The sequence below is a fragment of the Paraperibacillus marinus genome, from assembly GCF_046237605.1.
Lineage (GTDB): Bacteria > Bacillota > Bacilli > Bacillales > DSM-1321 > Paraperibacillus > Paraperibacillus marinus.
Genome location: NZ_CP143542.1, coordinates 3,174,845 through 3,199,530 on the forward strand (window position 1 = coordinate 3,174,845; position 24,686 = coordinate 3,199,530).

At 45.3% G+C, this 24,686-nt stretch carries 24 protein-coding genes and 1 pseudogene; 6 read left to right on the forward strand and 19 right to left on the reverse strand.

The features are described from left to right. Nucleotides 1–18: 18 nt before the first annotated feature. Nucleotides 19–486, reverse strand: a complete 468-nt coding sequence (locus V1498_RS16005) for a general stress protein (protein WP_409294673.1) — start codon at nucleotides 484–486, stop codon at nucleotides 19–21. 312 nt (nucleotides 487–798) lie between these two features. Between V1498_RS16005 and V1498_RS16010 the strand changes: the two genes are divergently transcribed. Then, on the forward strand, nucleotides 799–1,635 hold the full coding sequence (locus tag V1498_RS16010) for a patatin-like phospholipase family protein (protein ID WP_409294674.1): 837 nt from the start codon (nucleotides 799–801) through the stop codon (nucleotides 1,633–1,635). 39 nt (nucleotides 1,636–1,674) lie between these two features. On the opposite strand, the gene V1498_RS16015 is transcribed toward V1498_RS16010, so the two are convergent. Then, a complete protein-coding gene (locus V1498_RS16015) occupies nucleotides 1,675–2,874 on the reverse strand; it encodes an MFS transporter (protein ID WP_409294675.1) in 1,200 nt (399 codons plus the stop codon). Then, a complete protein-coding gene (locus V1498_RS16020; RefSeq protein WP_409294676.1) occupies nucleotides 2,871–3,269 on the reverse strand; it encodes a MarR family winged helix-turn-helix transcriptional regulator in 399 nt (132 codons plus the stop codon). Before V1498_RS16020 ends, V1498_RS16015 begins: the two co-directional genes overlap by 4 nt. 257 nt (nucleotides 3,270–3,526) lie before the next feature. Here V1498_RS16020 and V1498_RS16025 point away from each other — a divergent pair, with 257 nt between their 5' ends. Continuing rightward, nucleotides 3,527–3,817, forward strand: coding sequence for a hypothetical protein (locus V1498_RS16025; RefSeq protein WP_409294677.1), 291 nt, complete (start codon nucleotides 3,527–3,529; stop codon nucleotides 3,815–3,817). Nucleotides 3,818–4,005: 188 nt separating this feature from the next. Then, the gene (locus tag V1498_RS16030; RefSeq protein ID WP_409294678.1) at nucleotides 4,006–4,203 is read left to right on the forward strand and encodes a hypothetical protein; all 198 of its coding nucleotides are present in this window, start codon (nucleotides 4,006–4,008) and stop codon (nucleotides 4,201–4,203) included. A gap of 151 nt (nucleotides 4,204–4,354) precedes the next feature. Here the strand turns inward: V1498_RS16030 and V1498_RS16035 are convergent, their stop codons facing one another. Next, nucleotides 4,355–4,825, reverse strand: a complete 471-nt coding sequence (locus V1498_RS16035) for an Rrf2 family transcriptional regulator (protein ID WP_409294679.1) — start codon at nucleotides 4,823–4,825, stop codon at nucleotides 4,355–4,357. 39 nt (nucleotides 4,826–4,864) lie between these two features. Continuing rightward, nucleotides 4,865–4,987: a hypothetical protein gene (locus tag V1498_RS16040; RefSeq protein WP_409294680.1), complete on the reverse strand. Its 123-nt coding sequence runs from the start codon at nucleotides 4,985–4,987 to the stop codon at nucleotides 4,865–4,867. Nucleotides 4,988–5,163: 176 nt separating this feature from the next. On the opposite strand from V1498_RS16040, the gene hmpA reads away from it, so the two are divergent. Further along, entirely contained in the window at nucleotides 5,164–6,384 is a 1,221-nt protein-coding gene (gene hmpA / locus V1498_RS16045; protein ID WP_409294681.1) for an NO-inducible flavohemoprotein, read from the forward strand. 42 nt (nucleotides 6,385–6,426) lie between these two features. Here the strand turns inward: hmpA and V1498_RS16050 are convergent, their stop codons facing one another. The 5 genes from V1498_RS16050 to V1498_RS16070 form a co-directional block, all read right to left on the reverse strand. Beyond that, nucleotides 6,427–7,140 (reverse strand): DUF421 domain-containing protein, encoded by a 714-nt coding sequence (locus tag V1498_RS16050; protein ID WP_409294682.1) that lies wholly within the window; start codon nucleotides 7,138–7,140, stop codon nucleotides 6,427–6,429. A 269-nt stretch (nucleotides 7,141–7,409) separates the two neighbouring features. Further along, nucleotides 7,410–8,870 (reverse strand): methyl-accepting chemotaxis protein, encoded by a 1,461-nt coding sequence (locus tag V1498_RS16055; protein WP_409294683.1) that lies wholly within the window; start codon nucleotides 8,868–8,870, stop codon nucleotides 7,410–7,412. Nucleotides 8,871–9,233: 363 nt separating this feature from the next. Continuing rightward, nucleotides 9,234–10,589 (reverse strand): copper amine oxidase, encoded by a 1,356-nt coding sequence (locus V1498_RS16060; RefSeq protein ID WP_409294684.1) that lies wholly within the window; start codon nucleotides 10,587–10,589, stop codon nucleotides 9,234–9,236. Between the two features lie 731 nt (nucleotides 10,590–11,320). Further along, nucleotides 11,321–12,304, reverse strand: a complete 984-nt coding sequence (locus tag V1498_RS16065) for a sortase domain-bontaining protein (protein WP_409294685.1) — start codon at nucleotides 12,302–12,304, stop codon at nucleotides 11,321–11,323. 105 nt (nucleotides 12,305–12,409) lie between these two features. After that, nucleotides 12,410–13,405 carry a serine hydrolase domain-containing protein gene (locus tag V1498_RS16070; protein ID WP_409294686.1) on the reverse strand — a complete coding sequence of 332 codons (996 nt, stop codon included), beginning with the start codon at nucleotides 13,403–13,405 and terminating at the stop codon, nucleotides 12,410–12,412. Nucleotides 13,406–13,558: 153 nt separating this feature from the next. Here V1498_RS16070 and V1498_RS16075 point away from each other — a divergent pair, with 153 nt between their 5' ends. Then, nucleotides 13,559–14,701 (forward strand): PP2C family protein-serine/threonine phosphatase, encoded by a 1,143-nt coding sequence (locus tag V1498_RS16075; protein WP_409294687.1) that lies wholly within the window; start codon nucleotides 13,559–13,561, stop codon nucleotides 14,699–14,701. Nucleotides 14,702–14,728: 27 nt separating this feature from the next. Here the strand turns inward: V1498_RS16075 and V1498_RS16080 are convergent, their stop codons facing one another. The 7 genes and pseudogenes from V1498_RS16080 to V1498_RS16110 form a co-directional block, all read right to left on the reverse strand. Next, complete coding sequence (locus V1498_RS16080; protein ID WP_409294688.1) at nucleotides 14,729–15,547, reverse strand: CheR family methyltransferase; 819 nt, start codon at nucleotides 15,545–15,547, stop codon at nucleotides 14,729–14,731. 26 nt (nucleotides 15,548–15,573) lie between these two features. Further along, a complete protein-coding gene (locus V1498_RS16085) occupies nucleotides 15,574–18,375 on the reverse strand; it encodes a response regulator (protein WP_409294689.1) in 2,802 nt (933 codons plus the stop codon). A gap of 401 nt (nucleotides 18,376–18,776) precedes the next feature. Next, nucleotides 18,777–18,878, reverse strand: a complete 102-nt coding sequence (locus tag V1498_RS16090; RefSeq protein ID WP_409294690.1) for a hypothetical protein — start codon at nucleotides 18,876–18,878, stop codon at nucleotides 18,777–18,779. Between the two features lie 86 nt (nucleotides 18,879–18,964). Further along, nucleotides 18,965–19,057, reverse strand: a pseudogene (locus V1498_RS16095) (hypothetical protein); the annotation flags it as partial. Then, entirely contained in the window at nucleotides 19,029–19,583 is a 555-nt protein-coding gene (locus V1498_RS16100) for a GNAT family N-acetyltransferase (RefSeq protein WP_409294691.1), read from the reverse strand. The gene V1498_RS16100 and the pseudogene V1498_RS16095, both read right to left, overlap by 29 nt. An 81-nt stretch (nucleotides 19,584–19,664) precedes the next feature. After that, complete coding sequence (locus V1498_RS16105; protein WP_409294692.1) at nucleotides 19,665–20,882, reverse strand: MFS transporter; 1,218 nt, start codon at nucleotides 20,880–20,882, stop codon at nucleotides 19,665–19,667. 146 nt (nucleotides 20,883–21,028) lie between these two features. Beyond that, entirely contained in the window at nucleotides 21,029–22,561 is a 1,533-nt protein-coding gene (locus tag V1498_RS16110) for a DHA2 family efflux MFS transporter permease subunit (protein ID WP_409294693.1), read from the reverse strand. Between the two features lie 184 nt (nucleotides 22,562–22,745). On the opposite strand from V1498_RS16110, the gene V1498_RS16115 reads away from it, so the two are divergent. Further along, the gene (locus tag V1498_RS16115; protein WP_409294694.1) at nucleotides 22,746–23,651 is read left to right on the forward strand and encodes a TetR/AcrR family transcriptional regulator; all 906 of its coding nucleotides are present in this window, start codon (nucleotides 22,746–22,748) and stop codon (nucleotides 23,649–23,651) included. Between the two features lie 186 nt (nucleotides 23,652–23,837). Here V1498_RS16115 and rpmG read toward each other — a convergent pair whose 3' ends face one another. Then, complete coding sequence (gene rpmG, locus V1498_RS16120) at nucleotides 23,838–23,987, reverse strand: 50S ribosomal protein L33 (RefSeq protein WP_409294695.1); 150 nt, start codon at nucleotides 23,985–23,987, stop codon at nucleotides 23,838–23,840. Between the two features lie 396 nt (nucleotides 23,988–24,383). Continuing rightward, nucleotides 24,384–24,653 (reverse strand): 30S ribosomal protein S14, encoded by a 270-nt coding sequence (gene rpsN / locus V1498_RS16125; protein ID WP_409294696.1) that lies wholly within the window; start codon nucleotides 24,651–24,653, stop codon nucleotides 24,384–24,386. Nucleotides 24,654–24,686: the final 33 nt, after the last annotated feature.

Below are 24,686 nucleotides of genomic sequence, written 5' to 3' on the forward strand. Positions count from 1 at the left end.
TAGACTTTCAGCCATATGTTAGAGTTCAGGCTTTTCGTCATGTATATCTTTTGTTGAATCAATCACTGCTACAATAATCTTTCCATTCTTAATGTCCTCCACATATTGACGGACCTGCTCTTCATTCAGGCCCACTGCATCAAGAGCCTTCGTGAGGCCGCTTGCCCCGGTGGACATACCGGCCACTGCCCCGCCGAGAATGGTTATGATGGGGCCGGCTGCCAGGATCGGGCCGATTCCCGGTATGGCCAAATAGCTTAATCCAAGGAATAATCCTGCAAGCCCGACTGCGCCCCCTGTTGCGGCACCCGCCATGACTCCATCTCTGTCCCCTGCTTTTACCTGGTTGGCTTCAGCTCCCAGACCTTCGATGTCCTTTGCAACAATCGAGATTTCATTCTGGCTGTATCCCTGCTTCTTCAAATCATCGACAGCTGCCTTGGCTTCTTCCTGGGTATCGTAGACGCCAATCACTTTTTTGATCATAATGACTATCCCCTTTTTTCATGCTGTTTTATTAATTAATACCCTGTTCTGGTGTCATATAATCAATAAAAGACTGTCAGTCAGAAAGAGTCTTAATAATTTTCCTGATAAAAGGCTGAATCCTTAGGTGCCAGAAAAGATGAGAAACACATTTAACCTGCCGGTATATAGCCGCAGCTGCAGGGTGGAATTCTTCCACCTATAGATTCAACGGACTTACCTGATGGAATTATGGGTAATAGTATTAAATCGGAAAACGGAGAAGTATCATACATATTGCGAGTCTAGGAATCATCTAAGGGAGGAACTTCCATGGAGACAGGATTGGCATTTGCCGGCGGCGGCATCCCAGGATGCGCAGCCGTAGGTGTGCTGCGGGCATTCAAGGAGTGCGGCATTAAAGTGACACATGTAACAGGAACAAGCTCCGGTGCAATTGCAGCCGCCTTGTATGCATATGGATATGAGGCGCGGGATTTAGAAGAAATCGTCCCTGCCCTCAGCAGGAAGTATCTTGATGTCGATTATAAAGCGGTTATGCTGAGGGCCCTGCTCCTGCAGCCGCATATAAATGGTTGGCTGAAGGGAAACCGGCTCCGTAACCTCGTCGGCAGATTGACTGATGAAGCAACGCTCTCATCCATGAAGCTTCCGTGCGGCATCGTGGCGACAGATTTAGAAAAAGGACAGCCATTCGTTTTTACACAATCCCCTATCCCAGGCTTTGATTACGATACAGACGCCCTCATCTCTGATGCTGTACGCGCAAGCTTTGCCATACCCCTTCTTTTCAAGCCCCTGGAGCATAAAGGACAGACGCTGGTAGATGGAGGGGTAACTGTCAACTGTCCTGTCCAGGTCTGCAGGGCCCTGGGTGCAAAAAAAGTGATCGCCATTGACCCGATTACCCCGATAGCCAAAATGGGGGGGCATGGAAGCGGTGCATACCGGCTCATGCACAAAATCATTTATTTGAATCTGCAGCTGCAGATGGAAATCGAAAACAAATATGCAGATTATGTGTTAATGCCAGAGACGGGCTTTGTAGGCGGCTTTGAATTCAAGAAGGCCGTACATTGTATAGAAGCCGGCTATCAAGCCGCTATGAAAAACATGGAGGCTATTGAGAGGGAGCTGTCTGATGTCTGATGCAAAGAAAAACAGCTGCCGGCGGCAGCTGTTCTTTTTTTATAGAGATGGGACGGCAGCGTTTTCCGCTGCCTCTTTTCTCCCATGCAGGAAATAGTAGAGCGCTCCGCCTGCCGCGATGGCCGCTGCCATCATCGCGTACAGGAGGTGATAGCCGGTATGGGGAATGATCAACCCGAGAATATATGGGCCAAATCCCAGCCCTGCATCAAGAAAAATAAAGAAAGTAGAGGTAGCAAGGCCCATCCGGTGCGGCTCTGTCACCTTGATTGCCACCGCCTGGGTAGTGGACTGCATATTGCCAAATCCAAGACCGATCAGGGCGCCTGCTGTGAGTAAGGTAAAGCTAGAGCCTGCTTGGCTGAGGAGAAGCATGCCGGCTGCAAAAAGGATAAACGCCGGGTACATCACGAAATTCGCTCCCCTGGTATCCATAATCCTGCCGGTAAATGGACGTGAAGCCAGTACGGCAATCGAATATACGATGAAGAAAAAGCTTGCCGTCTCTACTAGATTGATTTCAATCGCATAAAAATTGATGAACGAAAGCACGCTTGAATAACAAAAAGCCACGGCCAGTGTGATGACCGCTATCGGCAATGCCTTTGGTTCGACAAAGCTTGCGAGGCTGAAACCTTTTGCCTTCCGGATACCCGGATCTGTATGAAGGGCCGGCACTTTGACAAATAGTGCAATGACAAGGCTTAGAACTCCGAGTGCAGTACAAAAGGAAAAAATAACAGAAAAACTCGTATGCTGGCTCATATACAGCCCGATAAACGGGCCAATGGCTGTGGCAAGAGTTGCACTCATGCTGTAATAACCAATTCCTTCACCTTTTCGTTTCGCCGGGATGATCTGTGCGACAATGGTTCCGGTTGCTGTTGAGGCCATCCCCAGGGCAAATCCATGAACAAGACGGTTCAGCATCAGGAAAGCGACCCCCAAATCCACAAAATATAGCAGGGTGGTCAACGTAAAGAATATAAGTCCAATGAAGAGAGTCCTTCTTCGTCCGATGACATCAATAATCCTGCCAATGAACAGGCGGCCAAAAAGTGTGCCGATGATAAAAATTCCGGTTACAAGCCCCGCTTCACTTGTTGAGGCAGCAAATCTTTCTACGGCAAAGACGGCAATAGTTACCATCAGTAAATAAAAAATAAGGGTCAATATAAAGTTTACAGTCGATACAACAATAAAATCCTTTGTCCATAATCTGGGCTGTGGTTCATTCAATTCCTATTCCCCCGTTTTATCAATGTATTTCTTATCTGGGCCATAGCCTGGATTATTTTTTTCTGCTCTTTCTCCGGAATCCCGGCTAAAATCTCCACCTCAAACTTGTCGATGATCACTCTCATCTCCTGATAGACGGTACGCCCTGTATGTGTGAGCTGAATTCTCTTTTCCCGCTTATCAGCACTCGGAACCCGGGTGATGAAGCCGAGCTCCTCCAGGCGATGGACTGTCCTGGTTATATTCGGCTTCTCAACTCTCTGGTAATTGGCCAGTTCGACAAGGGTTGCGGGTCCATATGTGTGTAAATAAAAGAAGACCGTCCATTGAGACCTTTGAAGCTGATGACTTGATAGAAGCTCATTCAAGCTGCTCTCAAAAGGTCTGTACAGCATCAGGAGCCCATGAAAGAATGCCTGAGATGTTTTTATATGAATCCCTCCGTTATTTCACCACATTAATGATTATCATTGATAACCATTTGATTATAGCAAATATCTGCCTCTCAGTCCAGAGACTGATACATGCTGCAGGAGCGCAAACTCATCACACTGCCCCGTAACTTAAATGTTATTTGACTGTGATGTTTTTAACGTTTTACCATGCTATGATGAAAAAGATGAGTAATGAAAAACTTAGGAGATCAATGGCGATGGCTAATGAGCAGAAGAACATAATGGAAGAAGAATTAGAGTTATTGAAAGCCGCCCTCCAGCTCGAGCAGCTGAAGGTACGCAGCCTTAAAAAGATGTTAAAGGCGGAATATGACCTCGAAGGTGATAAATCGGATAACTTCAATTACCTCCTTGGCCTGGACCGGTATGCCCCACCGGACGAAATCAAGCGGGAGTTCAAAAAACTGCTGAAAGCACTGCATCCTGACCGCGGCGGCGATGACAGGCTATTCAAGGTGTTTCACAGCCACTATAAGAGAGTCAAGTAACCTTGGAGCAAAGCACACAATGGCCCCTTGACTCTATATCACAATCTGAGTATTGCTCACTTCTCCTGTCTTATTCTCCATGTTATACCGCCCTTTTAATTTATCCAGCTATTTATCGAACAATGTGGTAAAATTTAGATTATTGTTTGAAAATTCTGTTAGTACATTGATATCTGGGGAGGTTAATCATGAATAGCCATAACAAATTTGCACTTTTTGTATCTTTGATAGTTTTAGTTGGTTTTCCAATGCTCTTTCTCTTCATATCAACTGTTACTGGGCAATGGAGCTATCTTGTTTGGAGTATTCCACCTTCCTTCGCTGCGGGATTATCTGGTTTGCTGATTACATTAAATCGAATTAAGAAAGAAGAAAGAGCTGCTTAGCGCTCCCTGTCCACATTGAATAAAATTAAAAGCTTGGAAAATATCCCAAGCTTTCGTTCATTGAATTTCTATTTTTGCCGCTAACTCCTATGTTATGTGAAGGCTTTTCTCCACTTTACCGGGATCTGCCTGCTGAATGGCAGTCTTCCTGTTAGTCTGCAGATTCTGGTGACGGCTCCTTGCGCGGGGCTGTCGCAAAATACTGCTGCAGCATCCCGGCGTTTGGGATCATATCCTGGATGGTATATTGATCGAGCACCTTCAGAAATTGTTCAAGTGCCTCGTTCAATACATGCTTCAAAGTGCAGACAGGAGAAATGACACATTGATTCTGCGCGCTGTCAAAGCACTCCACCACATAAAAGTCTTCTTCCGTCTTACGTACTACTTCCCCGACATTTATATCAGCCGGCAGTCTTGCAAGCCTGATTCCTCCATTCCTTCCCCTAATGGTCTCGATATAGCCGATTCTTCCAAGGTTATGAATGATTTTCATTAAATGATTTTTAGAAATTCCATAGGCTTCAGATATGTCCTTTATATTAACCAGCCGGTCACGATCCCCGGATGCCAGATAAATCAATACACGCAGGGAGTAATCTGAATAATAGGTCAAACGCATCAATATTCCCCCCATAACTCTGTTTTTTTCTGTGGAAAGTCATAAGGCTTCCTGCAGCCAGGTGTGAACACCATTTATCTGGCCGGCATTCCTGCCTGCGCAGTACTCCGCTCCACCGCCCCATTGTGTTTGTTCCTGCTCTTGTCCTGGTTTCCTTTCCATGTCTGGGCTGCAAGTAGAAAATCTATGTTTGTTTTATGATAGCACAAATGCGAAAGAATAATAACGTTTGCTCAATCGTTCACAAGGTTGTGATATTTAAGCATTGAAGTTCATGCCAAGCGGATTTATCATAAAGATGTATTCAAAATACTTCTTTAAAGAAAGCGGGAATGATCATGCTGAAACAAGAAACCATCGACATCATTAAAGCGACAGTTCCGGTTTTACAGGTTAAAGGTGTAGAAATAACAACTGTATTTTATAATAATCTTTTTAAAAGCCATCCTGAACTTCTGAACATTTTCAATCATGTTAATCAAAAACGCGGACGGCAGCAGACTGCACTAGCCAACACGGTACTGGCAGCTGCCATGTATATCGACAAGCTGGAAACCATTATCCCGGCGGTTAAAAAAATCTCCCACAAGCACCGCAGCCTCATGGTTCAGCCGGAACATTACCCAATCGTCGGCGAACATTTACTGGGTGCAATTAAAGAAGTTTTGGGCGATGCTGCAACGGAAGATATCCTGAATGCATGGGGAGAAGCATATGGAGTGATAGCTGATGCGTTCATCGGGATTGAAAAGGAAATGTATGACGAAGCTTCTGCAGAGGAAGGCGGTTTTGCCGGCTTCAAACAATTCCAGATCATAGACCAGGTTAAAGAGAGCGATGTGATTACATCCTTCTATCTGAAACCAGCCGACTCCTCAATTCTGCCAAGCTTCATTCCAGGACAGTATATTACGGTTCGAGTCAAAATACCGGGTGAAGAGTATCTTCACAACCGTCAATACAGTCTTTCTGCAGCGCCTGGCCGGGAATATTTACGAATTTCCGTTAAGCGCGAACAGGAAACGAGCTTACCTGGAGGCAAGGTTTCCAACTATCTTCATGATATCGCAAAAACTGGCGATCTGATTGAAATCACTGCGCCGGCAGGCGATTTCGTTCTCACCGAAGGCTCAGTACCTATCACATTTATCGGCGGCGGAGTCGGAATCACCCCATTCATGAGCATGCTTCAATATATTGGGGACACCCAGCCACAAAGAAAAGTTCATTTCATCAATGCTTCCCAAAATGGAAGAGTACAGCCTTTCAGGGATGAACTGGAGAATATAAGCGGAGTTCTTAAAAATATGGAACTTTCCTATATTTACAGCAGACCGGTTGATCAGGATGTTCACAATGTCCATTTTAAAAAGGCAGGATACATTGATAGAGTACTGCTCGGTGAAGCTGTCCGTAAAAACGAAGGCGGGGCATTCTATGTATGCGGCCCGGTTCCTTTTCTGGAAGCAGTCATTACAGGGCTGAAACAGGAAGGCATAGCCGAATCTTCCATTCACTATGAATTCTTTGGTCCATCCGTAAATCTTGAAACTGAATAAGCAGTTCCAGCCCGCCTCACGGTATTTCCATTGGCGGGCTTTTTATGGTTCTCGGTCAATGGGAGATAGGATGTGATCGTTATAGGTATCGATATACAGGCTGCCGTTTCCCCCTAATACTGCATAGAAGACATCCTTTTCCGTGAGGCATCGCTTATCCAGCTCGGACTGAAGCCAGGAAAGGCCAATTTGGTTCTCCTTGAGGTTGTTGTGAACAATCTGGCCATCCATGATTACCTCGATGGGGAAAGAATCTCCTTGATCAGTCAGCAATGATAATGACTGTATGGTAACATGCCGGTACTGAGGTTTCTTTAAAACCGTCATTGTCCCATTGACTTCAAGAATTGCAAACAATACTTCATCTATGTTAAACACACTTTTTTCCCGAAGCTGCTGATTCAGATAATCAAGCGTATATCGCATCTTTCTCATGTTATGCTCCAGCACCTTGCCATTCTGGATGAGGATGGTGGGATCTCCGGCAAAAAAACGCCTTGCCCTCCTGCTTTTCATGGAAAGATAGGCGAGCAGGAAAATGACGAGAACATACCATGTGAACGAGAGAACCAGATGATGCGGCTTGATGGTTAAATTAAAAGATAAATTAGCTATGATGGCACCCAGTGTAATGGATGCTATAAAGTCAAAATACGTCATTTGTGAGATTGTCTGTTTTCCTAAAAAACGCGCTGCCAGAAACAAGATGCTAAATGCCAGGATTGTCCTCAGTATAACTACTATATGTTCCTCCATACCCATGCCCCCTGTACCAAAATGCTCTAGGATTAGTATGCGAAAAAAACTATTAATTAACCTGGGTGAGACTGCACAAAAAATAGGACCCCTGCCTGCGGGGCCCTTTGCTAAATCTGTACTATTCTAGAAGGAATCCATGCTCAGGAATCAGCTATGTTTAATAATTAAGTCTTCTGAAATAACTCAATAAAAAACAACAATCTTTTAGAAGAGAAATTATTACAAAAAGAAAGGCTGCCTCAGCAGCCTATGATTTCTTTTTATTTTTAGTCTGATTCCCGGGTGAGTTTGTTCAAACTTTCTATCATATCCTCCAGGTTCCCAAAGCTGGAACTGATGTCTTCGATCCGCTCTGTCTGCAGACCCAGTGCGGCACTCATCTGTTCAATTGCTGCACTGGATTCCTCTGTGATACCTGATACAGTGCCAAGTTCCATGCCAATCGAATTTGAAACGCCCTCTAAATCCTGGAGCATGCTTTGTATCTCGCCTGCCTTCGAGACGACATGGGCTGTATTTTCTGTAATTTGGGCAAATTGGTTCAAGGCAAGAGTGGCTGCCTTATGGCTGTCTTGAATTCCTTCATTACCTCTCTCAATCTGAGATGAGACTAAATGTGTCTGTCCCTGGATATTTTTTATTAACTCCGCAATTTTTTTCACTGATTCATCGGCACTTCCGGCCAGCAGCCTGATTTCAGCAGCCACTACTCCAAAGCTCCGGCCGTACTCCCCTGCCCTTGCTGCCTCGATGGAAGCATTCAAGGAAAGGAGGTTTGTCTGAGATGCAATCTCTTCTATAGCATCCACAATTTCCCCAATGCTCCTTGTTTTATCAACGAGTGCATCCATCTCCTGCACAGTCGCCTTCTGGATTTCATAAATGCCATTCAATTGATTCCGGACATTATATACAAAGCCGCTTCCCTGTTCTGTCACAGTGGAAGTCCGCAGCGATAACTCCTTCATAAGGGAAGCATGTCCGGTTATGCCGAGGATGAATTGATTGGTCTCGAGTATTTTATCATTGATTCCAAGGATGCCTGAAGCTTGAGTTTCGGCACCGCTTGCGATAGCCTGATAGCCTTCTGACAACTCTTTGGAAATGGCATTGGTCTGCATGACATGTTGGTTCAAGTCTTTGCTATACTCCTCGATCGATCCTGCAGAACTCTTGACTTCATTCAGCAGTGCTGATACCCTTTCTTCTCCTGTTTTTACATCCGCAAGCATCCGGCTGCCCATCAGGGTTATGAAATATCCTGCCACACCTATCATCAAGATGATGGCATACATGACAATGGTATCAAGCGGGCTTTTTTGAAAGTAAGGATTAAAGAGCACATGTACAGTCTCTACTGCCAATGCGTATATTCCTGCAGCGAAAATAACCCTGGTATTCAGGTAAATTAATGAAAGGATAAGATAGAGGGGTACAGCACCCCATGTTTCATGTGATGGGATAAACCACAAAAATACAAGACACACGATGAATGTCATGGCAGAAATATAGTATTTTCCCTTTGGACTGTTATAAGCTTTCCGGTATACCGCATACACCACCCCGCTTAATGGTACAGCCGCCGCTGTAAGCATTAAGGCTGACTTAACCGAAACAATTCCAAAAGCAGATGCAATAAAGATAACCGGAACACAGGAAACCAGCAGCCCAATCAGGGCAAAGGTCAGGATTTTTGAACTGAATTTTTCATATTGAGAAACTGCCATGCTATTAATCCTCCAACATATTTAATCGTACATGTGAGAAAATACCTGCTTTATCTTCATAGGCAGGTGATTTCATTTATTAATTTATTCATATAGAAAACAAACATGAGCTTTCATCTCGCAGCCCATGCATGGAATGGAACCTGGACAAGAGCAGGAACAAACAGAATAAGGCGGTGGAGCGGAGCGGAGCAGGGCGCAGGCATGAATGCCAGAAGATAAATGAGGTTTACACCTAGCTTCAGGAAGCTTCATGATCAGCTCCGCCCCTTTTCCACTGAAAAGAGTCTAACTCTATAATTATTTTTGACTTCCTATTCCACTGCAAAAAGAAGAGCTTCCGCTCTCCTTTTTGATCCAGAGTTATTTGGATTGGCCGAGCTTTCTTCTTCTGATAACTGCCGCAGCCGAGAAAGCGAGCAATGCTGTCAGGGAAGCTTCCATCCACGGCGTTTCGGATCCTGTTGTTTCACTTGCGCCGCCGCCGCCAGTCTGTGGCATCTTGCCTGGCATCGCTGTTGAAGCAAATTTATCAGGCATCTGCATTACAATGCCATTGCCAAGTGCCTGGCCGACCCCAAACATAGCTTTGTATCCTTCCCTCCATGACTGATAGGCAGCCGCATAATCTCCTGTGACAGCTGAATCAAAAGTCTGAATTACACTCTCCTCATGGGCAAGTACCGCATCCTGAGCTGCTTTTTCAGGGAGCTTTCCTCCCGTTGCCGTCCCAAGGAAGGTTCCAAATTCTTTGGAGAATTCCTTCATCCTGTTTTCTGCTTCCATCCGTCCGTTTTCATCTTTTTTCTTAGCTGCCTGTACAAGATCACTTTGCGCATCTATGTGATTAGGCTGCCAGACATTTACAAACTGGTTTCCTGCCTCTGCTCCATAGATGGAAGAAATGGCTGCTTTAAAATCTGCTGTATTGGCATCCTGTGCCCAGTTAACGAAATCAAAATCCTTGGCGCCCCCATATTCCTTCTGCATTTCCATCGTGGCAAGGGCAAAGTGCTCCGATGCCAGTCTGTTTAAAGCTGACCTCAAATCGCCTGCTGGTGTATCAGGAGTAGTATTTTTGACTTTCTCTGGCATCTGGGCTGCTATCGCTCCTGATAGCGCCTTGCTTATATCAAACATTTGCTTGAAGCCTTCCCGATAGGTCTGATAGCTTCCCTTAAAATCTCCATCCACATAGTGGTCAAATGATTTTTGAACCATATCTTCATGTGCTTTCAAAGCCTGTTCGGCTGCCTGCTGCGGGAGTTTCCCCTCTGTCGCAGTGGCAAGAAATGCCGAGAAATCCTTAATGAACTTATCCACTTCCATGTCTGCCTGCTTCTCCGCAGCTTCATCTCCAGCTTTGACGGCCATTGCATAATCATCTGTGGCATCATTGTGAGCTGTAAAGATTCTTTCAAATTCAGCCGCTCCTTTTTCTCCATACAGCGAGGCGATAGCCGGCGTCATATCCAGCGCATTTTGATTCAGTGCCTTCATGGCTTCTTTAGCTGCTTCAGATCCTTCATAGGTAGTGGTCATGGCATTGAAGGCAAGCGCAAAATGTTCAGATAATAAATGGTCCAACGATGCCCGTAAATCTACAGCTGGTGTATTTACCGCAGGAGCCGGTGCTGCTGCGTTACCCACAACCGGGAATAATAAGGTCATTCCAAGTACCGGGGCAGCGAGTTTTTTAAAGTTTGGATTTACTTTCATAATAGAATCTCTCCTCTTTTGTTTTTAGTATGCAGTTCATAAATCTTCCTATCACGCAGCTGGCGGTCCTGCCGTTTTTTCAATATTCTGATTTTTCAGCGGCCGCTTTCTCTTTTTTCACTAAGTAAACGCTCGGATGAAAAGTTTGGATCACTTTCGCCAGTCATTTTTTATGGCAGCTTCTTTCTCTTTTCCATTTACACTAAGTAAACGGAACACTTTGAAAGTTGGATCACTCTTTGTAAAAATTCTTTCAAAGAATTTGTTTCAGTTTCTTTCTATTTATATTTTTTACACTAAGTAAACGGAGTGATTGCCGGAGTGGATCACTTTTGTTTGACTTATTTTAAACCATCTTTTTTTTATGATTCGGTCCCAAAATTGCCGGAGGAATTCTGTTTACTGGAAGAACTAGATTTAAATAAATATTAATAGTTTTCCGCCTCAGTGATTTTAAACCGCTGAAAGGATCTCTTTTCCTTGTAGTAAGCGAGAAATTTCCGTTTATTTACTAGTTCATCAACTCCTTTTTTTCAATAACAGGGAGATATTCGTTTATTGGATTTCCTTCAAAGGGTGCTATCCTCTAATGGATGGGCGCACTGCTTACGGTGATCCTCCCCGGTCCGGTGGAAGGGTCTCATGAAAAATAGCCTGCCCCAGGACAATGACTGCAGGATTGTCATCCTGAAGCGCACGCATGGAATACAGGCTATTTTCGGCAGGCCTTTTTATGGTCTTGTGAAAGGAGTGTGTTTGGATTCCTGACCATATATATCGACTGAGGCGACAAAATAATCGGCTTTTGATGATTCGGGAAGTGTATAGCTTTTACGCTGCATGGTAGAGATGCTTTTTATTTTTTTCAGTTCTCCATCGGGAAGTTTTTCATAAATCCTGTAGCCTGCTATGGTATCCTTCCTAACAGCATGCCATGTGAGGAGGCTGCCGTTTATGGATGTATCGGCAGGTGCCTCAGGCAGCGGCAGGATCTTTTCCGGCTGGGGTCTCGTTTTTAATTTGCTGTATACAACCAGTCGCTTTTCATGGTTATTGGTAGAGCGGTCATACAGCCCTGTGCACGTAATCAGGTTCAGTCTCGCTTTATCCCTTGTTCCGAAAATCTCTTTTATCGGTGCCTCATTATAAGGATAGCTTTTTTTTCTTTCAACAGAAAAGACCATTTTCTTGGACTTCTTGTCCAACAGGATGATTTCGGCCCCCGGTTTCAGCTCCTTCAGCCTGAAGAAGACAGCAGGTCCTGATTTATTGTCTACATGTCCGTCAATTACGGCACTCCCGATACGGCCAGGCTTGGTTCCCGGCTCAAACCAGGCTGCATTTCTATCATCTTTCGGAACATCGGGCTGATTGTTTCCAAGGAGCCCCACTCTCTCAATCTTTGCATCAACCTTGATGCTCGGAATAATGATCCGGGATGGTTCCAGCCCTTCACCGGAAGCCATTGCCGTCCTCTCCAGTTCCATCCGCTTATTGATGTAGTCCTTTGTCTCCTTTTTCAGCAGATTGAATTCCTTGAACACAGGATCTTCTGAAACTTCATCCTGCGGCTTTTCTTCCTTCTTCACTTCCACCGGTTTTATATTATTTGCCCCGGCTCCGCCAGTTTTCATGAATGAAGCATTCTGATCCTGGCATCCTGTTAGAAGCAGGGCGATGCCGGCAGCTGCCAGACAGGGTTTCAAAGCTTTCATTTATTTTACCTCCATTCAGAATGCTGTCCGTTCTTTTCAGACTTTCTTAAAGAGTAAACGCATACGACAGCCCAAATGGATCACTCATAAGTGAAAAAAAATTTTTTAACCGGGGGCAAATGTTTCTGCTGCCAGATTGCTGAATTCTCTAAGATAATGAAGATACCGGTCTCCGCCAAAGTTATACTTTTTGTTATACATCTTTGCCACTACCAGATCATAGGCGGGTATCACTAAAAGAGTTGGACCGGTGTTGCCTAATATCTGATAAGAGCCCCCCGGGACTTTTTCTCCTAGCTCACTAAAAAGAGTCCCCTTCTTTTGGACATACCAGAAAATTCCGTTTTCCGGCAGGTCCCTGTTGAGCCCGGGAGGACTTTGAAACGAAACAGCCACATCCACTACTTCTTTTGGGATGATCTGCTTTCCCTTCATGAAGCCCTGTCTCAGATGAAGATATCCCCAGGCGGCAAATTCACGTGCGGATACAAACAAATTCCCCTCCATTCCGGAATCCGTCCCTCCGATTGGAAGAACAGTTTCACCTGGTTTCAGGATAACTTCTACCATATCCTCGTTTGGATCTGTCCTCCAGCCAGTTTCCCTAAAGCCCAATGCATTGAATACTTTTTCCTTGAGAAGCAGGGTGAACGGCCTGCCATAGACCTTATGAATCAGCTCTGCAATCATCTTGACTCCGGTATTCGTGTAAGACCAGTTTGTACCGGCAGCAAACTCCCTGTATATTTCCCCATCCCGTTCGTCCAGACCATGTGTATGGGTGGCGAGGTGCCTGATTGCCGTCTTTTCTAATAACTTTTGATTCATATCGGGAAAATGAAGGGCTGCAGCGTCATCTAGACTTCCAATTTTCCCTTCATAAATTGCATACGAGAGTGCAAGAGCAAGATAGCTTTTCCTGGCTGAAGCAACATGGAACTGAGAGGCTTGGGAGATTGGCCTCTCCTTTCCCGGAGAGCTTCCGCTGTAGTGATCCAGGACCACAGATCCTTTATGTATAACCCTAAGGGCGGCAGCCGAACTGCCATTCAGCTGCTTTATTTCATCCACATATGAAATCAGCCTATTAATTTTTTCCATTTTATTCTCCTATACCTGTAAATTCACACTATAAATAATTCCTTTCCCGCCCTTTTTCTCCTCTAATTTAGGTTTCAATTCTTTGACAAAGGGTAAATAAACATGTTCACTAATACACATAGACTTTTAGACCAATGGAAGAGGGAAAGAAAAATGGCCATTTTGCTTGTAGATGATAATGAAGCCAACTTATTTGTGATTGAAAAGCTGCTTAACCGCGCTGGATACACCGACCTCCTGTCTTTCACCACAGCGCAGGACATGTTTACATATCTGGAATCTGATAAACCTTTTATAATAGAAGAGCAGGTAGACGTAATCCTGATGGATATCATGATGCCTGAAATTGACGGGATTGAAGCATGCAGGAGACTGCAGGAATGTGATCACCTGAAAGATATTCCGATCATTTTTGTCACGGCGCTGGAAGATTCCAAAAAAGTTGTTGAAGCCCTGGATGCCGGCGGTATGGATTACTTGATGAAGCCTATCAATAAAACGGAGCTTCTGGCAAGGATCAGGGTAGCCCTCCGGCTTAAATATGAAAAAAACTGGCACAAAAAGCAGGATGAAAAAATCCGGACCGAACTGGAACTTTCCATGCAGGTCCAGACGAGCTTGTTGAGCAGGGCTGTCCAGAAAGAAAATCTGGTCATCAAAGCTTCTTATATCCCTGTTTTTAAACTGGCCGGGGATTTATACTATTGGTATGAAATTGACGAAAACCGCTATGCTGTCATTCAGCTCGATATGATGGGCCATGGGATTTCAGCTTCTCTTGTCTGTATGTTCATCTCATCTGTCCTGCGTGACTCTATTCGCAATAACCCCGATCCAGAGTTTGTCATTCATGAATTGAACCGCTGGATGAACTCTCTCAATCTGCATAACCCAAAAATCCCATATTATTTCACAGCCCTTTATTTAGTTGTGGATACATCCAAACGGCAGGTTGAATATATTAATGCCGGCCATCCGAGCGGTTTTGCCCTGATTAACGGGCATACTCCTGTGGACCTGGCAAGCCATACCTGTGCCATCGGATTCTTTGAGGATATGAACATCCGGAAAAATGTAATCAGCTATGAAGATTCTCTGCAGCTTTATCTATTTACGGACGGAGTTCATGAGGCGGTAGACAAATATGATGATGCGGGGAAAGAATTCCTGAGGAAAGCCTCTTCAGTGTATCTTGAGAATGCCGGCGATATTGAACCAATCGATGCCATTCTGACAAAGGAACAACAGGAAGCCGCCCTTGATGATATGTGCGCGGTGCTGATACAGGCAACTTAACAGGCATATAAAAAGCAGAAATCCATTTTAAGGATTTCTGCTTTTTTTGCGGAATAGCTTTTCCTGCATATTGAAGTTTTCAAAGTCCAATCCATCCGACCGGATGGATTCCTTGCTGCCAAGACCTAAGAATCCCCGCGGGGCCAGGCTTTCACTGAACAGCTGCAGCACTTGCTGCTGCAGCTCCAAATTAAAGTAAATCAAGACGTTCCGGCAGATGATCACATGGAATTCATTGAAAGACCCATCAGTTACCAGGTTATGCTGGGCAAAAATGATTTTGTCTTTCAATGCGCTATCGATATAGGCACGCTCACTGTCTGCAGTGTAGTATTCTGAAAAGGATTTCTTACCGCCGGAGGCCATGTAATTCTTTGTATACTGCTGCATTTTTTGAAGCGGCATGGTTCCGGAAGCAGCCTTTTTCAAGACGATCTCATTCATGTCGGTGGCATAGATCTTCACCCGGGTAGAAAGGCCCTCCTCATGAAGGAGGATAGCCATCGAATAAGCTTCCTCCCCTGTGGAACAGCCGGCATGCCAAATCCTGATTTCCGGAAGGCTTGAAAGCATGGGCACCACCTCTTCCCTGAAGCTCTTGAAAAAGGAAGGGTCCCTGAACATTTCTGTGACATTGATTGAAAAATCGCTTAATACCTTGGCGAGAACCAGTTCATCATGGATGATCCTCTCGGTTAGGGAAGTGATGCTCTTCAGACGTTCCATATTCATCCGGTTCTGAATCCGGCGCATCAGGGAAGAACGCATATACTGCCTGAAATCAAACCCGGTAAGCCGGTATACTGCTGACAATAAAAGGTCCAGCTCCAGTTCTTCTGTATTCATACTCATCCCCTATTGATAGTACTTAATCATGACACCCACACACGCATGGCGGAAAGAAGCTGGTCCACTTTCAGCGGCTTGCTGATATAATCGGTTGCCCCCGCCTCCAGGCACTTGTCGCGGTCGCCCTTCATGGCTTTGGCAGTCAATGCAATGATAGGGATGGAGTTTACAGTGTCGTCCATATTCCTTATTCTCTGGATGGCTTCATAGCCGTCCATAACCGGCATCATAATATCCATCAGGATAATGTCGACGCCAGGATGATCTGCCAGCTTATCGAGGCACTCTACCCCGTTTTCCGCTGTGATGATGTTCATTCCTTCTTTTTTAAGAAGATTCTTCAGTGTAAATATATTACGATGGTCATCGTCCACGACCAATACCGTTTTTCTCTTCAATACAGCAGTCTCATCTTCTTCCTCAGGAGGTTCTGCCTCATGGATCTTAACCTCAGCAGCCGGTTCCGCTTCAATCGTTGAAGCAGACGCAGCGGCTGTCTCAAGAGCAGAGGCTGCTTCCGCCTGTGCAAGCTCTTCCTCGGCAAGCTGCGGCAGACCTTCAGGAAGATTTGGGATGATCAGCGTAAATGTACTTCCTTCCCCTTCTCTGCTGTCGACAGTGCACGCTGCACCCAGCAGCTGAGAGAATTCTCTTGTAATGGAAAGTCCGAGTCCGGTTCCGCCATATTTCCTCATGATGGCTCCATCCACCTGCTGGAAGGCTTCAAAGATCATGGACTGCTTATCCTGTGGAATGCCTATTCCTGTATCGGTTACAGAGATTTTCACCCAGGTTTCTACAGATCCAGCAAGAGGCAGTCTTCTGATTTCCGTTTCTGCAGCTTCACTTACCTTGATGGAGACCGATCCCCGCTCCGTAAACTTAAATGCGTTGGAAAGAAGATTTTTCAAAATCTGCTCAAGCCGCTGTTCATCTGTATAAATAATTGGCGGCACAGAGCCGTTGAAATCTATTTTAAAGTCCAGGTTTTTATTTTTGGCTGTCTGGGCGAAATTACGCTCCAGCCTGTCAAAGAATTCATTCAGATATACTTCTTCAAAGTTGATCTCGAGCTTGCCTGCCTCAATTTTAGAAAGATCAAGGATATCATTGATCAGGTTCAGTAGATCCTGACCGGAAGAATGGATAACTCTTGCAAATTCCTTCTGCTCTTCTGCAGGGGCTTCATCCGATTCATCTGTCAGCATTTCCGACAGAAGCAGGATGCTGTTTAGAGGGGTACGCAGCTCATGTGACATATTCGCCAGGAATTCTGACTTATATTTTGAACTCATCTGCAGTTCTTTTGCCCTCTGTTCAAGCTCTTCCTTCGCTTTCTCCAATTCCTTGGACTTAAGCTCAGTCTCGATCGACCGCTCCTCAAGCTGTTCATTTGTCATCCGCAGCTCTTCTGTCTGCATTTGCAGTTCCTCGGATTGCGCCTGCAATTCTTCAGATTGCGACTGCAATTCTTCCGACTGGGCCTGAAGCTCTTCCGTCTGGGCCTGTGACTCGATCAGCAGGCGCTCAATTTCCATCCTGCCTGCGATATTGGTAATGCCCATTCCGAGAGTGTCCAGAACATTCCCGACCAGCTTCTGCTGGGGAGGGGTGAATCGCTTAAGACTGGCGATTTCTACGACAGCAACCACTTCCTCCTTCAGCAGGACAGGCGCTATCAGAATGCTTTTAGGCGCCGCCTCTCCAAGGCCGGTTGAAATCATCCGGTAATCATCAGGTATATCATCAAGGAGGATGGCTTTCTTTTCGGCTGCTGCCTGACCGATAATTCCTTCGCCAGGTTTAAATACCTGCCTTCCCGCTGCTCTTTCAGGGTCGGAATAGGAAGCAATCTTCCTGTATACATACTCCCCTTCAGAATCATCCTTCAAGTAGAACGCACCGAGGTTCGCCTCGACGGCAGGCGCAAGCTTCTTCATGAACTCTTCCGCAAGCGCATTGACGGAAACATAGCGGCTGTATAGGTTCACGATTTCGACTGAATTGGATTCAATCCAGTTCTGTTCCTTGATCTCAGCCGTGTATTTCATTTCCTTCACATTATAGGACTCGATGGAGGAAGCCATCGAGTTGAAGGCCAGGGCAATATCCCCGATTTCATCCCTTGCCTTGACAGGAACCCGTGGAATGGAAGACAGATTATTAAAGTCGACATTTTTTATTACGTGCGTGATGGAATTAATATTGCGGATGGTGCTCTGAATGACCCACAGCATGACACCGGCAATCAATACCAGCGCAATCGCCACGACCACAATCAGGGCTGTCACCAGCTGATTATAGGTGTCGGTTGCTTTAGCGAGAGAATCATTCATCAGTGTTTCCTGGTAGGCTTTGAACTCATCAATCTTACTGAATAAGCTGTTCCGGTTTTCCGTTTCATTGCTGTACATTCCGCGCAGCTCTGACAGGCTGGTTTTGCCTGCTGCTCCGCTGCGGATATTGTTCTCCATCTGCGCGTAGTTTTCATATGCTCCCTTGATATCAGCTATCATCGCCTTTGACTTTTCCCTGTTGGCTGACTGCTCCAGCTGGGATAGCATGGCAGGTATGTCTTTCGCGGATTCTGTGCCGGCCGTTTTTTCCGCACTTTCCCCGGAAAACAGTCTCAGCAGGTCGCGGTCCTTCTGATACAGCTTCTGCCTGATCTCGGTTGTATAATTCACCTTCTGATAACGATCCTGCACAATCTCTAGCATGCTGGCCTTGATAGAACTCATCATCATCAGGATAACAGACAATAATAGGAGCATAAAAAAGACGGTCAAGCCCAGCCCGAGATATTGCTTCTTCTTGAATCCCACACTTTTTCCTACTTTCCTATGATTTTTATATACTAAAAGTCTTTTATACTTAACTATAGCAAATATAATGCTGTATATCTAGTTTGCCTGCTTGTTAGTCGAATAAGATTTATGAATCTGTTATACAGAAAACAAACATGAGTTTTCTGCTCGCAGCTCATGCATGGAAAGGAACCTTGACAAGAGCAGGGACTAACACAATAAGGCGGTGGAGCGGGGCAAGGCGCAGGCAGGAATGCAAGAAGATAGATGGTGTTTACACCTAACTGAAGGAAGCTTCATCAGCTCCGCCCCTTTCCCACAGAAAAACACCGTCAGATTTTGTCTGCGGTGTCGAATCTAATGCAGCGGGATGACTGCTCTGTATTGGCTCAACGGCCTTTTAATCTATTAATTTCTGGTCAAAGACTTGTCAGGCCAATGACTGCCTTGAACCTTTTCCGAGGCTTCTGCGAACGTTTAATGCCTTCCCTTGAATCCAATATCCAGATTCTGTATACCACCCAGAACCTGATGTAAACCGAGCGGAGCCTGACCGGCCCCCTTCCCCCCGTTCCTCATACTCCGAGCCATCCCTAAGTTCCATTTCAGTCCTGAGGAACCATTTATTCCCGAAGCCGGCCTCTATGTACTTCATATGTACATGCTTTTCCTCAACCCTCAGCTTGTTCAAAGTACTCATCCTTCAGCAATCCATAAAAAGTGCGGTCAAGGTACTTTCCGTTCAACAGCTCATAATCCCTGATGGTGCCTTCCTCCTTGAATCCAAGCCGGAGGGGGATGGCCCTGCTTTTGTGATTCGCAGCCGCTGCGTTGATTTCAACCTTATTGAGTTTAAGCTTTTCGAATGCATTCTGTATCAGGAGCCGGCAGCTTTTTGTTGCAAGCCCTTTTCCTTCAAACTCGCTCCCAAGCCAGTAGCCTATCTCCGTTTTCTTATTTTTCCTGTCTATATATAGATATCCGATAGAGCCGGACAGCTTCCCTTCATGCCATATGCCGGCCCAATAGCCGCCGCCCTCATTGAACCCGGCCATTGACCTTCGGATGAACGCCTCCGTATCACTCACATCCTTTGTATATCCCGGAAACGAAAGCCATTCGCCAAGGGCATTTCTGTTTTTGTCAATCAATGAAAACAATTCTACTGCATGAGCATCGTCTAGTATTGATATGGATGTAACAGAATCCACGTTCGCCTTTAACATTCCACAGTCCCCCGTTTTTCAATATTTTACCATAGTGACAGGTTCTTTTGTCAGTAAAAAGACAGGCGAGGGTTCCAAGGTTTAACAGCTGATTTCTTTAGGAACCGCTTTTAACTTTTGGTGCATGATAAAGCAGAATCCTGTGCACAAAAGGGAGAGAATGGCCACAAAGCCGTATCCAGCCTGAAGACCTGCTGCCTCACCGTAAACCTTGCCTGCCCAGTCGATCATGAAGCCGATGGCAAGATTGCCAAGCACGCTTGCCACACCCAGCAGGGTTACCGTAAATGTAATGGCACTCCCTATCCCTTTTACATAGCGCTTAGCGAGAAGAGCCATTACAGTGGGGTAAATAGGTGCTATGCCAATCCCAGCCAGCGCAAAGAGAATGGCTCCACCCTCGCCTGCCAGGATGCCGCCCAGACTGCACAGCCCTGAAAAGGCAGAAAAGATCATGATTGAAAGAGAAAATCCGATCCTGTCAATGACCGGTCCGGCAATAAGCCTGGTAATCGTAAAGAAAAGGAAAAACAGCGACAGCATCCCGGATGCATCCTTCAAGCTCCATTGATAGGAATTTTCCAGGTAATAGACAAGCCAGCTGCCGATCCCCATTTCAGATACCGTCCCGCAGGTTAAGACCGCGACAATAAGCCAGGCGATGGGATCCCGGACGAGGCTGCTGACCGAAGCTTTTTCTCCTTCCTCCATATCCTGTTCGGGGAATTTTCCGAACAATGCCGGAATTGCAGGCATCAGCGAGAGAGACAAGACAGCCAGATACATCCCTCTCCAGCCAAATTCTTCTCCAGAATATGCCCAGCCCATCATGGAGGCGCCGATGACAGGGGCACCGATTGAGCTCAAGCCATAAAAGAAGTGGGCGATATTCATCATCGTCCCGGTATTCCTGACAAAAATGCGTGCCGCCATGATGCCAAGGCCAATTTCAAGGATTCCATTTCCCGCATATAAAAGAAAATAAGAGGCTGTCAGAGCCATGAAACCTTTGGATAAAAACATCGCCACACCTGCTGCAGCCATGGTCGTGAAGGCGATGATACCGGTCCACTTAATACCCACTTTATCCGCAATGCGGCTGGTAAATGAACATGCCAGCAAAAAACCAAGGGAATTCAATGCCAGGAGAATACCCAGCTGTGATTCGTTCAGGGTGAAATCAGCCTGCATTTTTGGCAGCGCCGGTCCTTTAACATTTTCGGAAAGCCCAAAAATCAGAAATCCTCCAAAAACAACAGAAAACAAAATAAACGTATTTACCCGATGTCTTCTTTCCACCTGTCTCCCCCCTATAGCCGCAAAAAATGATGAGTCCCTATGTTCAATGCTGATTATAGCAAAATATTACTGTTCCTATTTGATTCATGTTCCGAATGAATTAGTGCTAACCAAAAAAACCCTCCGCCAGGGAGGGTTTCTAACAATCAGTTTCCAGCCGCTTCCGGCTTTTTATCTACATTTGGAGGCTGATTTCCGATAATATCTTCAGCCTGTTTGGCCCGCTTGATGAAAAATGCCAGTAAGAGCGCAAGCGCTGCGATGAATATGGAGATGAAGAAAGCATAGTTAATTCCTTCTAGCAGCGCCTTCATTCCGATTTCCTGCTTCATGGCGGCCAGCGCCTCCGGAGTCGGCTTGCTTGTGGCATTTTTCATGGCATCCGCAGCCAGTTCTTTGCCATAATCCTCCGCCCTGTTGGACATGATGGTAACAAGCAGGGCAGTACCGATTGCACCTGATACCTGCTGCATGGTATTATTCATGGCCGTCCCATGAGGATAATATTTTGGCGGCAGCTGGTTCAAGCCGTTAGTGGAAACAGGCATCATAACCATGGACATTCCGAACATCCTGAGTGAGTAGAGTATGATCAATTGTGTATAAGTGGTTTCAAGAGTCAATTTACTGAAATAATAAGTGGTGATGACCGTTATCGAAAGACCGATGATGGCGAGAATACGGCCACCGAATTTATCAAACAGCCTTCCGGTGACCGGTGACATAAGTGCCATCAGGATGGCTCCCGGAAGCAGCATCAGGCCGGCATCAAGCGGCGATATGCCGCGCAGCGTCTGTACATAGATGGGAAGCAGCAGCATCCCTGAGAACATAGCCATCGTAATGACCATCGATATGACAGAAGATAAGGCATACATCGGATAACGGTAAATTTTAAAGTTAAGCATGGGCCGTTCCATTTTAAGCTGGCGCATAACAAAGATAAATAAGGCAATCACGCCTACCGCAATGGTTGAATACACTTCAGGCGCATCCCAGCCCTTATTGCCCGCTGAGCTGAATCCATAGAGGATTCCGCCAAATCCAATGCTTGATAGGATTACCGAAATAGTATCAAGCCTTACATCAGTTTTCTCTTTTTTGTCATGAAGCATGAAAAGTCCTACTATGAAGACTCCAGCGGCAATAGGTGTCACAACATGGAACAGCATGCGCCAATCATAATGCTCGATGATCCATCCGGAAAGTGTCGGCCCGATCGCTGGCGCCCCCATGAGGACAAGACCGAATACTCCCATGGCAGTACCGCGCTTTTCAATAGGAAAACTTGTAAGCATTACATTCATCAGGAGCGGCATAAGAATTGCGGACCCTGATGCCTGTATCATCCTTCCGGTCAGCAGTACCGGGAAGATATGGGCAAATCCGGCAAGCACTGTACCAAGGGTGAAGAGTCCCATGGCAGTAAGGAACAAGTTTCTGACAGAGTATTTTTGGATTAAGTAGGCAGTGGTCGGTATCATAATCCCGTTGACGAGCATAAAGCCTGTTGTCAGCCACTGGACGGTTGCTGTCTCAATATCGAGGTCCTTCATGATGGAAGGCAGCGCAATATTAAGGAGCGTATTGTTCAGGAAAGCGATGAACGCCCCAATCATTAAAACAGCAAGAATGGCATATGGCGGCCTTGCTGGCGGTTGTTTTAGAGTCTGATCCATGTTTTTTCTCCTTTATACATTCAGTTCACTTTTTTATACTAATATTTCACATAGGTAATATCTTATACTACAGGTACTAAATTGACAATATAATTTTTTCTTTTTTTTTCCGGTTTGTGGCTTCCCTTATTTTAAGGTAAGATAACTTTTGTACTCATAGTCCAAAGAAAAATAAGGTGAGGAAATGAATGAAAAGAAACAGCATGTGATACAGGCAGCCCATCAGCTTTTCATAGAAAAAGGCTTTTCCGCTACTTCCATCCAGGATATTCTGGACCATAGCGGGATTTCCAAAGGTACATTTTATAATTATTTCGCTTCTAAGACAGAATTATTAATAGCGTTGTTCAAATCCCTATCTAAACAGATTGAACTTGCCCGCAATGAGCTGCTGATTAATGGAGATAAATCTGACATAGACCTGTTTGTTAAGCAAATAGAATTGCAGCTGCAAATGAACCGGGCGAATAAATTATTCACCCTTTTTGAGGAAGTTATTGTCTCCAATGATCCAGATCTTAATCAATTCATGAAGAAAGCGAGCCTCATGTCTCTCCGCTGGGTTTATCTCCGCTTCCTTGATATTTTTGGTGAAACAAATAAACGGTTTCTGCTTGATTGTTCCATCAGCTTCCTCGGAATCCTGAAATCGAACATCAGATACCATTCAGAAGATAGCACCGCGAACTTCCAACAGCTCGTCCGTTATAGTGTCAACCGCATAGCCCACATGGTTGAGGAGCTGTCACAAACAAATGAGGTATTGTTTGAACCGGAACGGCTGGATTCCTGGCTGCCGCGCTGCAAAAGCAAGAATCAGAAATTCAGGAAAGACCTGAAGGAAGTTGTCGCATCGTTAAAAGCATCGCTGCCCGGCTCTCAGGAAACAGATAAATTCAAAGAGCTTCTTGAATTCATCAAGGAAGAGATTTTGGGTACAAATAGTCCCCGGAAGTTTCTTATTGAAACTACCCTCCATACTATCACGGTAAAACAGGAAGATTTCAGGGGAGAGGATCTTAAAAAGCTGGTTGTTCTGGTGGAATCATTCCTGGCGCAGGAAACGCAAAAAGAGGAATTGTCCTATTAATTTGGACAGTCCCTCTTTTTTTCATGCCTGTTTTCGCATACATTGTGGCTGTTGAATAATATAGTGGATTTCCCCTGCAGGTACTCGCTTTCCGCGGGGCGGACTAAAAGGAGGAATACAGTGCTTTTCAAACGGAATAAATGTGTGCAGGATGAAAATGGAATAATTTTAGAACCCCCGCACTTTTTACTTGGTCTCTCTGTGTATGGTATAGCGTTTAAGACGCGGGGAATATTTTTTTAATTCAAGCCGGTCAGGGTTGTTACGCTTATTCTTTGTTGTAATATAATTGCGGTCTCCCGACTCTGTGCATTGCAATGTAATGTTGACTCTCATTTTTTCCTCCTGGTATCTTATAGAAAGAATTGACGCCGGAGAAGGCTAAATGATATCCCTCCGCCGGGTTTGGTCTATCTAATGAATTAATAGAAAGCACAATGGGTCCTCGCCGCCGCTTTTTTCCATTGACCTTTTTGTACAGGCAATCCATCTTATGCTTGATTTCCTTTCAAGCTTAAAGCTTATTTCATCTTCAATCTCATGCATCAGAAAAACTGTCTCATCCACTGTCATGCCAAACCTTCGTGCGGCTTCCAGATGAGGCTGCCGCCAAACTGTCCTCCACGTTCACTATATAAAGATATAAAGTTTTTTTGAATTCTGGAAGAGAGGCATTTATACCTCTGATTAGCACTTCTGCCTTTTTTCCATACAATGCAGACTGACCACTCATCACCATCTGGATTTCTTGACCCCGGGTATCTGCCCTTTATGGGCAAGTTCCCGGAATACAATTCTCGACATTCCAAATTTCCGCAGATACCCTCTCGGCCTTCCTGTTACCCGGCACCGGTTATGCAGGCGGGAAGGTGCAGAATCACGCGGCATTCTGCTTAATGCGGCGAAATCCCCTTTCGCTTTCAGCTCTTTTCTTAATTCAGCATACTGAGCAGCCATTTGCTGTCTCTTTAATTCTTTTACGACCTTTGATTTTTTTGCCAAACGGATCTCCTCTCAAACAGTAATCATTACGAT